Source organism: Pseudorhodoplanes sp. (assembly GCF_035565795.1).
Classification (GTDB): Bacteria; Pseudomonadota; Alphaproteobacteria; order Rhizobiales; family Xanthobacteraceae; genus Pseudorhodoplanes.
On record NZ_DATMRV010000086.1, the window covers coordinates 1 to 6592 of the forward strand.

A 6592-nucleotide genomic window follows, 5' to 3' on the forward strand; every position below is an offset into this window, starting at 1 on the left:
ACAATTGGATCCGTCAGATCCCACTCAAGGCCGGCACGATAAAGATCGAAGTCGTCTGCGCTCTTGGCGCGCTTAAGGATCTTTGTGTGAATGTCGGAGACTTGAACCATAGACGATAGCCACATTAAAGATGCAACCATAGCATGCAAAAGCGCGCTTGGTTGTGCAAGCTCGATGCAATGATGCCTCCTGCACGCTTTACCGCTCCGGCTTCGCCCGAAACCCCAGCGCCGCTTCCTGGGCTGCCTTGATCGCGTCCGGTGTCAGCCGCACTCGGATTTCCGCCATCAGCTTCAGCACTTCGTTGCGCGCGGATTCGCTCAACCGCGCGCTTTGCGATGCGATCAGCGCCCATGTGTAGGCCGCGCTGTAATCCGCCGGGATCGCGAGGCCGTAGAGATATTGCGTCGCCAGCATGAACTGCGCTTCGGCATCGCCCTGCGCGGCGGCGCGCTTCCACCAGGCGATGGCCTCCGCAGGCTCCGACGGCACCTTGGTGTAGAGATAGAACGCCAGCAGCGCCTGCGCCTGCGGGTCCGATTGCTCCGCCGCCGCGCGTGCGATCGCGATCGCCTTGCCGACATCGCCCTGGCGATAGGCGGTTTCGGCCTCCGCAAGGGAGGGTGTCTGCGCGAGCGCAGCGTCGCCCGCGCCCGCAAGGAGGACCGCGATCATGACCGTGCGGATAAACCGGCGCATCGTGCAGTCCTCAAGGGTCAGCGTTTGTCAGTCTGGCCAGCACCGGCGCTCAAGGCCATAGCGTTCAGGAGGCGCGATGATCGCGCAGCTTGAGTCGCCTGCTAGAGATCCTGCGCGCAGGCATCGAGCACGTCGCGCACCCTGTCGGCGTTGCCCACGAGATTGGCGAGACAAAGGCATGCTTTGGCGAGAAACAGCATGCGCTTTCCTTCCTCGACCGAATCGACATGTTCCGCGATCAGGTCGAACGCCTTCTCGATATCGGCCGTGGTCATGACCTTCGGTATCATTGGACGCTCCCGGTGTTCTGGCCGGATGCAACGCGCAGGGCGGCGTCGAACTTGTCGGCTTTCGTCTGCCGCCATCGCGCGCAGACATGCAGATCGGGGCGCAGCAGATAAGCGGCTCCGGGGATTGCAGCATATTTCTTCGCGATCCTGCCATTGCTGTCGTGCAGGACGATGTCGGCATCGCCCGGCCTCGCCTGAGGCGACGACCGGCTGATGCGGATGGTGACGACGGGAATGTTCGCCTGACGAGCAGCCGCAAGCAGGCGAGGCAGTTCCTGATCCTCGGCTCCGCCCTCGCTGAAGCAGATGAGATGAAATCCCGCCCGCATGTGACTGAGCAGATAGCTGCCGTCATCCAGCTTCACATTGCATGCTGACTGCCCGCATGCGACGCCGCCGTCGAAGCGCGCATCGTCTTCGGGGAAGCTGTTGAGAGGCGAGCCCGTGTAAACGTGCGGCCGTGATGTGCGCCAGTGCAGAAGGTCGCGGGGAAAATCCTGGCTGAGGCTCAACGATAGCACCGCGTCGCGCATCAGCCGGAAGCCGAACGACGGCGGCGTCATGAACCTTGTGGTCTTGCCGGCTTCGTCGCAGATCTCACGCGCCGCGCGCACCCGTTCGCTGGAATAGGTTTCGAGCAGCGATCTGTTGGCGATGCCCTTTTCGACGAGGGCGAGCTTCCAGGCGAGGTTCTCGCAATCCTGAAAGCCGGTATTGGCGCCGCGGACGCCGAAGATCGGCAGCACGTGCGCGGCATCGCCGACGAAGATCACGCGATCATGGATGTATTCGCCGAGCGTCAGTGCGCTCGCCGAATAGACGGTGGCCCAGTCCAGCTCCCACGGGACGGGATGCCCGATCATCTCGAGGATCCGCTCGATCTTGTCGTGCAGATAGGCGGGCACGAGAGCCTGCTCCGCCGTCGTGCCTTCGGGCAGCCGGAAGTCAAATCGCCAGATATTGTCCGGCGCGCGATGGATCAGCGCATTGTTGCCGGGACTCCATTCCGGATCGAAGTAGCACAGCCGCTCCGTCGGCAACGGGAGATCGGCCTTGATGTCGGCGATGACGAAATTGCCGACATAGGACGTCCCCTCCATTCGCAAGTTCAGAGCCTTGCGAATGGCCGACCTGCCGCCGTCTGCAGCGATCAGCCAGCCGGTCGTGAGCGTGTATTCTCCAAAGGGCGTGTCGACGCGCAGGCGCACCTTGTCCGGCTGCTGTTCCATCGACGTGACCTTGCAGCCCCATCGGAGTTCAATCAGCGGATTGTCTTTAATCGCGTCGGCCAGATATTCCTCGATATATTGCTGCTGCAGGTTCGTGACTGGAAAGAATCGTTCGTCGTCATCGTGCGGCAATTCCATCCGGTAGACCTGCTTGTCCCGATAGAACGAGTTGCCGCTGCGCCAGGGCAGCGCCTTGGACAGAAAGCGATCCACCACGCCCGCCTGCTCGAGAATTTCGTATGAGCGGCGCGTCAGGGCGAGCGCCCGGCTGCCGTGTGAGACCTGCAGCTCCTGCTCCAGCACGACCGACGGAATGCCGAACCGCGCGAGGTGAAGCGCCGTCGTCATTCCGATGGGGCCGGCCCCGACAATGACCACCTTCGCTGAGTCATCGCCCTTGATGGAGGCGGGATTGAACGGATCGTGAATCGCGTAGGTGTAGAAAACCGATGCTCTCGGTTCGGAGACGGGGTTGTGCATTCATCGACTCATGTTCTGCCGCGAGAGCGAACGAAGGGTCGCACAGCCCTGCGCATCGTGGCGCGGCGCATGGCGCGGTTCCCGGTTCCGCTTTCGGCAAACCAGTGTGGCGGGCAAAAGCGCGCAGCGCCAGAGCTTCCGCGCTGAGGCGGCTGGGGATTGCGGGCTGGACGTGTCTGGAAACTTACGCGCGCGACAACGCCACCGCGACCGGGGGGCCGGACTTGATGGTCTGGTAGACCACGCAATAGCGTTCGGTGAGCTTCAGCAACTGATCGAGCTTGTCCTGCGGCGCGTCGGTCTCGACCTCGAAGGTGAGACGGATTTCGCGGAAGCCGACCGGCGCATCCTTCGCAACGCCGAGCGTGCCACGGAAATCGAGATCGCCTTCCGCAAACACGCGGCCGGCCTTCAGCGGAATTTCCAGCGCGGTCGAGACCGCCTTCAGCGTTACGCCGGCGCAGGCGACCAGGGCTTCCAGCAACATGTCGCCGGAGCACAATTCGAGACCCGAGCCGCCGGTTGCGGGATGCAGACCTGCCGCAGCGATCGCACGGCCGGTTTCGACCTTGCAGGCGATATTGGTGTCGTCGAGCGTGCCCTTCGCCTTCAGCGTGATGAGCGCCGCATCCGCATCGGACTTGTAGCGCTCCTTGATCGGAGCCTGCAGCGCACGCAATTCGGCCGCGTCCATTTTGCGATCCTTTCAGATGCCGCCGGGAATGGGCGGGCGTTTACCACCACATCGCGGCGCCTTTTTCGGCGCTGGTCTCGCGCTCGTCAACGCTGATATTGCGCCCGAGCGAACGATCGAGTGCGGCCAGAACCTGCCGCTTCACATGATCGAAGCCCGCCGATTGCCGGTCGCGGGGACGTGGCAGATCGTTCCCGATCTCGTCGAACAGGCGGCCGGGGCGCGGGCGCATCACGATGATGCGGTCGGCCAGCACGATCGCCTCCTCGACGTCATGGGTGACGAGGAGCAGCGTCGGCTTCGAATCCGCCCAGAGATCGAGAAGATGATCCTGCAGGTCTGTGCGCGTGAACGCATCGAGCGCGGAGAACGGCTCGTCGAGCAGCAGCACTTCCGGCCGCGGTACGAGGGCCCGTGCAATCGACACGCGCTGCGCCTGGCCGCCGGACAATTCGCGCGGCCACACACCGGCCTTGTCGGCGAGGCCGACACGATCGATCGCGCGCGCGACGCGTTCTTTTCTTTCGGATGCGGGAAGATGCGCGAGGCCGAAGCCGACATTCTCCGCCACCGTCAGCCATGGCAGCAGCCGCGGTTCCTGAAACACGATGCCGATCTTCTCATGCGGCTGCGTGATGACTTCGTCGTCGAGATGAATGATGCCCTTGCTCGGCCGGTCGAGGCCTGAGATGGCCCGCAGCAGCGTGGACTTGCCACAGCCCGATCCGCCGACGATGGCGACGATCTCGCCCGGCGCGACGTCGAGGGTCACGCCTTCCAGCGCGCGGACATTGTTCGGATAGGTTTTGGAGACGTTGGCGATCGCGAGCATGTCAGGCCCCGGCGCGCGCGTGGAAACGATCTTCCCAGCGCAGGAACGGCGCCGTTCCGCTGGTCAGGATCCAGTCGGTGGTCTTGCCGAGAACCGCAAAGGTGATGATCGCGGCGACGATCTGGGCCGGCTTGCCGAGCTGCTGGCCGTCAATGAGGAGATAGCCGAGGCCTTCCGATGCGCCCATGAATTCGGCGGCTACAACGAACATCCAGCCAAGCCCGAGCCCGGAGCGCAGCGACACGACATAGGCCGGCAGCACCGCGGGCAGAAGAATGCGACGGACCAGAGCCGGCCCCGAGAGACGGAAGGCGCGCCCGACTTCAACGATCTTGCGATCGACCGACAGGATGGCGCCCATCACTCCGAGGTAAACCGGAAAGAACACGCCGACCGCGATCAGCGTGATCTTGGATGCTTCGAAAATGCCGAGCCACAGAATGAACAGCGGCACCCATGCGATCGACGGAATGGCGCGCAGCGCCTGCAGGGTCGGATCGATGATGGTGCGGGTGAGCGCGGAATAGCCTGCGATAGCACCGAAGAGCGTGCCGGCGGCGACGCCGAGACCGAAGCCTGCAACGACGCGGAGGAGCGTCGCGCGGGTGTGCTGCCAGAGCTCCCCGGTGCGCGCGAGTTCCCACAATGTCGTGCCGATAACGGAGGGCGGTGGCACGAGGCGCCCGTCCGACCAGCCGAGCCGCACCACGATTTCCCAGGTGACCGCGAGCGCGACCGGAAGCGCAAGGCCAAGAAGCGGCCGCCACAAACGCGCGCTGCGCGGAGGCTGCGCCTCGGCCGCTTCAGCCTTGTCGGCTACGGAAATTGTCATCTCGACAGAAGACATCGCGAGCCCGGACTTTGCAACGCCTCAAGCACCAGAGACTGGAGCACCAAAGAGATTGCGCCGTTCCCGAACGGGATGGGAGGGTTACCGCCCGGGAACGGCAAACCTGACGATCAGTTCGTCAGGGCGACGCTGGTGTCGATCAGCGCGTCGACAGTCGCTTTCACATCGACACTGGGTTGAATCACGCCGGCCTGCTGAAGCGCGAGCCCGGCGGCAAGAATCGAGTCGCGTTGCGGCGCCCCGATCTTGGAATGCGTCAGTTCGGTGCGCTCCTTGAGCTGGCGATCGACGACCGCTTCCGGAAGCTTCGTCACGGCGATGAAGGTCTTCTTCACCTGATCCGGATTTGCGAGCGAATATTTGCGCGCGTCTTCGTAAACCTTCAGCACGCGCTGCACGAGGTCCGGATGCTGCTTCAGGAACTGCTCGCGCACATTCAGGATGCCCCAGGTGTTGGCGTCCTTATTGCGATAGAACAGCTTCGCGCCGTCTTCGATTTCGGCCGCAGCCATCATCGGATCGAGGCCGGCCCAGGCATCGACGTCGCCGCGAATGAGCGCAGCCTTGCCGTCGGCATGCTGCAGCAGAACCGGCGTGATGTCCTTGTCGGTGAGCTTCACGCTATGCAAGGCGCGTACGAGGAAGATATGCGGATCGGTGCCGCGTGTGACCGCGACGCGCTTGCCCTTCAGATCCTCGATCTTGCTGATTTTGGAATTCTTGCCGGTGACGAGGGCCGTCCATTCCGGACGCGAATAGACATAGATCGACTTGATCGGATTGCCGTTAATCCGCGCGACCAGCGCTGCGGAGCCGGCGGTCGAACCGAAATCGAGCGAAGAGGCGTTCAGGAATTCCAGCGCCTTATTGGAGCCTGCGCTCTGCACCCAGCGGATCGCAATGCCATCCTTGGCGAATTCCTTTTCGAGCAGGCCCTGCTCCTTCAGCACGAGCGAGACCGGATTATAAGTCGCCCAATCGATACGGATTTCCTTTGGCTTGTCCTGCGCGAGCAGGGCGGTGCTCGGCATCAGGCCGACCAGCAATGCCGAAGCCAGGATCGAGCGACGAGAAAAGAAAGACATGGCAACCTCCAGACATGCGACCGCGTTCGCCCGGACAGGGCGCTTGGCCGCGTTGATGAAAAGCAGAAGGTTTTTGGAACCACCTGCCCGTCAGCTCGTGGGCGACGGGGCGATTACCCCGACCGCTTTAGCTGCATTTTTAAAGCGCCCGCAAGCTGCTCGTTCAAATCGGCGCTGCAGTAAGGTTAGAGCGATCTGGGCTCTGGTCAATGAAATGCTATGGCAAAGTTTCACTGCCCGCATGAGGATCATTTTGCGGCCGGGCAAGATTGTGAAATAAAATTTGGTTGCGGATGTTACGCCCGACGCCTCCCCCAAAGAGGGGAGGCGTGGATAGCGGAAGAGCTCAAGCGGCCTTGTCAAACACGCTCTTTACGCTGGCCTGTAACGGCTTCATCGCTTCAGCTGTCGATTTCTGCGCGAGACCGGCGAG

7 protein-coding genes and 1 riboswitch are annotated in these 6592 nt (G+C 62.8%); all 7 genes read right to left on the minus strand.

Annotation, left to right across the window (positions count from 1 at the left end):
* Positions 1 to 198: 198 nt before the first annotated feature.
* Positions 199 to 699, minus strand: a complete 501-nt coding sequence (locus tag VNZ93_RS08295; RefSeq protein ID WP_325702774.1) for a hypothetical protein — start codon at positions 697 to 699, stop codon at positions 199 to 201.
* A 101-nt stretch (positions 700 to 800) separates the two neighbouring features.
* On the minus strand, positions 801 to 989 hold the full coding sequence (locus VNZ93_RS08300) for a hypothetical protein (protein ID WP_325702777.1): 189 nt from the start codon (positions 987 to 989) through the stop codon (positions 801 to 803).
* Positions 986 to 2698 carry an FAD-dependent monooxygenase gene (locus VNZ93_RS08305; protein ID WP_325702780.1) on the minus strand — a complete coding sequence of 571 codons (1713 nt, stop codon included), beginning with the start codon at positions 2696 to 2698 and terminating at the stop codon, positions 986 to 988. The genes VNZ93_RS08300 and VNZ93_RS08305 overlap by 4 nt, the downstream gene beginning before the upstream one ends.
* Before the next feature lie 184 nt (positions 2699 to 2882).
* Positions 2883 to 3392, minus strand: coding sequence for an OsmC family protein (locus VNZ93_RS08310; RefSeq protein ID WP_325702783.1), 510 nt, complete (start codon positions 3390 to 3392; stop codon positions 2883 to 2885).
* 40 nt (positions 3393 to 3432) lie between these two features.
* Positions 3433 to 4224, minus strand: coding sequence for an ABC transporter ATP-binding protein (locus VNZ93_RS08315; RefSeq protein ID WP_325702786.1), 792 nt, complete (start codon positions 4222 to 4224; stop codon positions 3433 to 3435).
* Position 4225: 1 nt separating this feature from the next.
* A complete protein-coding gene (locus VNZ93_RS08320; protein ID WP_325702792.1) occupies positions 4226 to 5056 on the minus strand; it encodes an ABC transporter permease in 831 nt (276 codons plus the stop codon).
* A gap of 128 nt (positions 5057 to 5184) precedes the next feature.
* Complete coding sequence (locus tag VNZ93_RS08325; protein ID WP_325702789.1) at positions 5185 to 6159, minus strand: aliphatic sulfonate ABC transporter substrate-binding protein; 975 nt, start codon at positions 6157 to 6159, stop codon at positions 5185 to 5187.
* Positions 6160 to 6265: 106 nt separating this feature from the next.
* A riboswitch (SAM riboswitch) is annotated at positions 6266 to 6344 on the minus strand.
* Positions 6345 to 6592 lie beyond the last annotated feature (248 nt).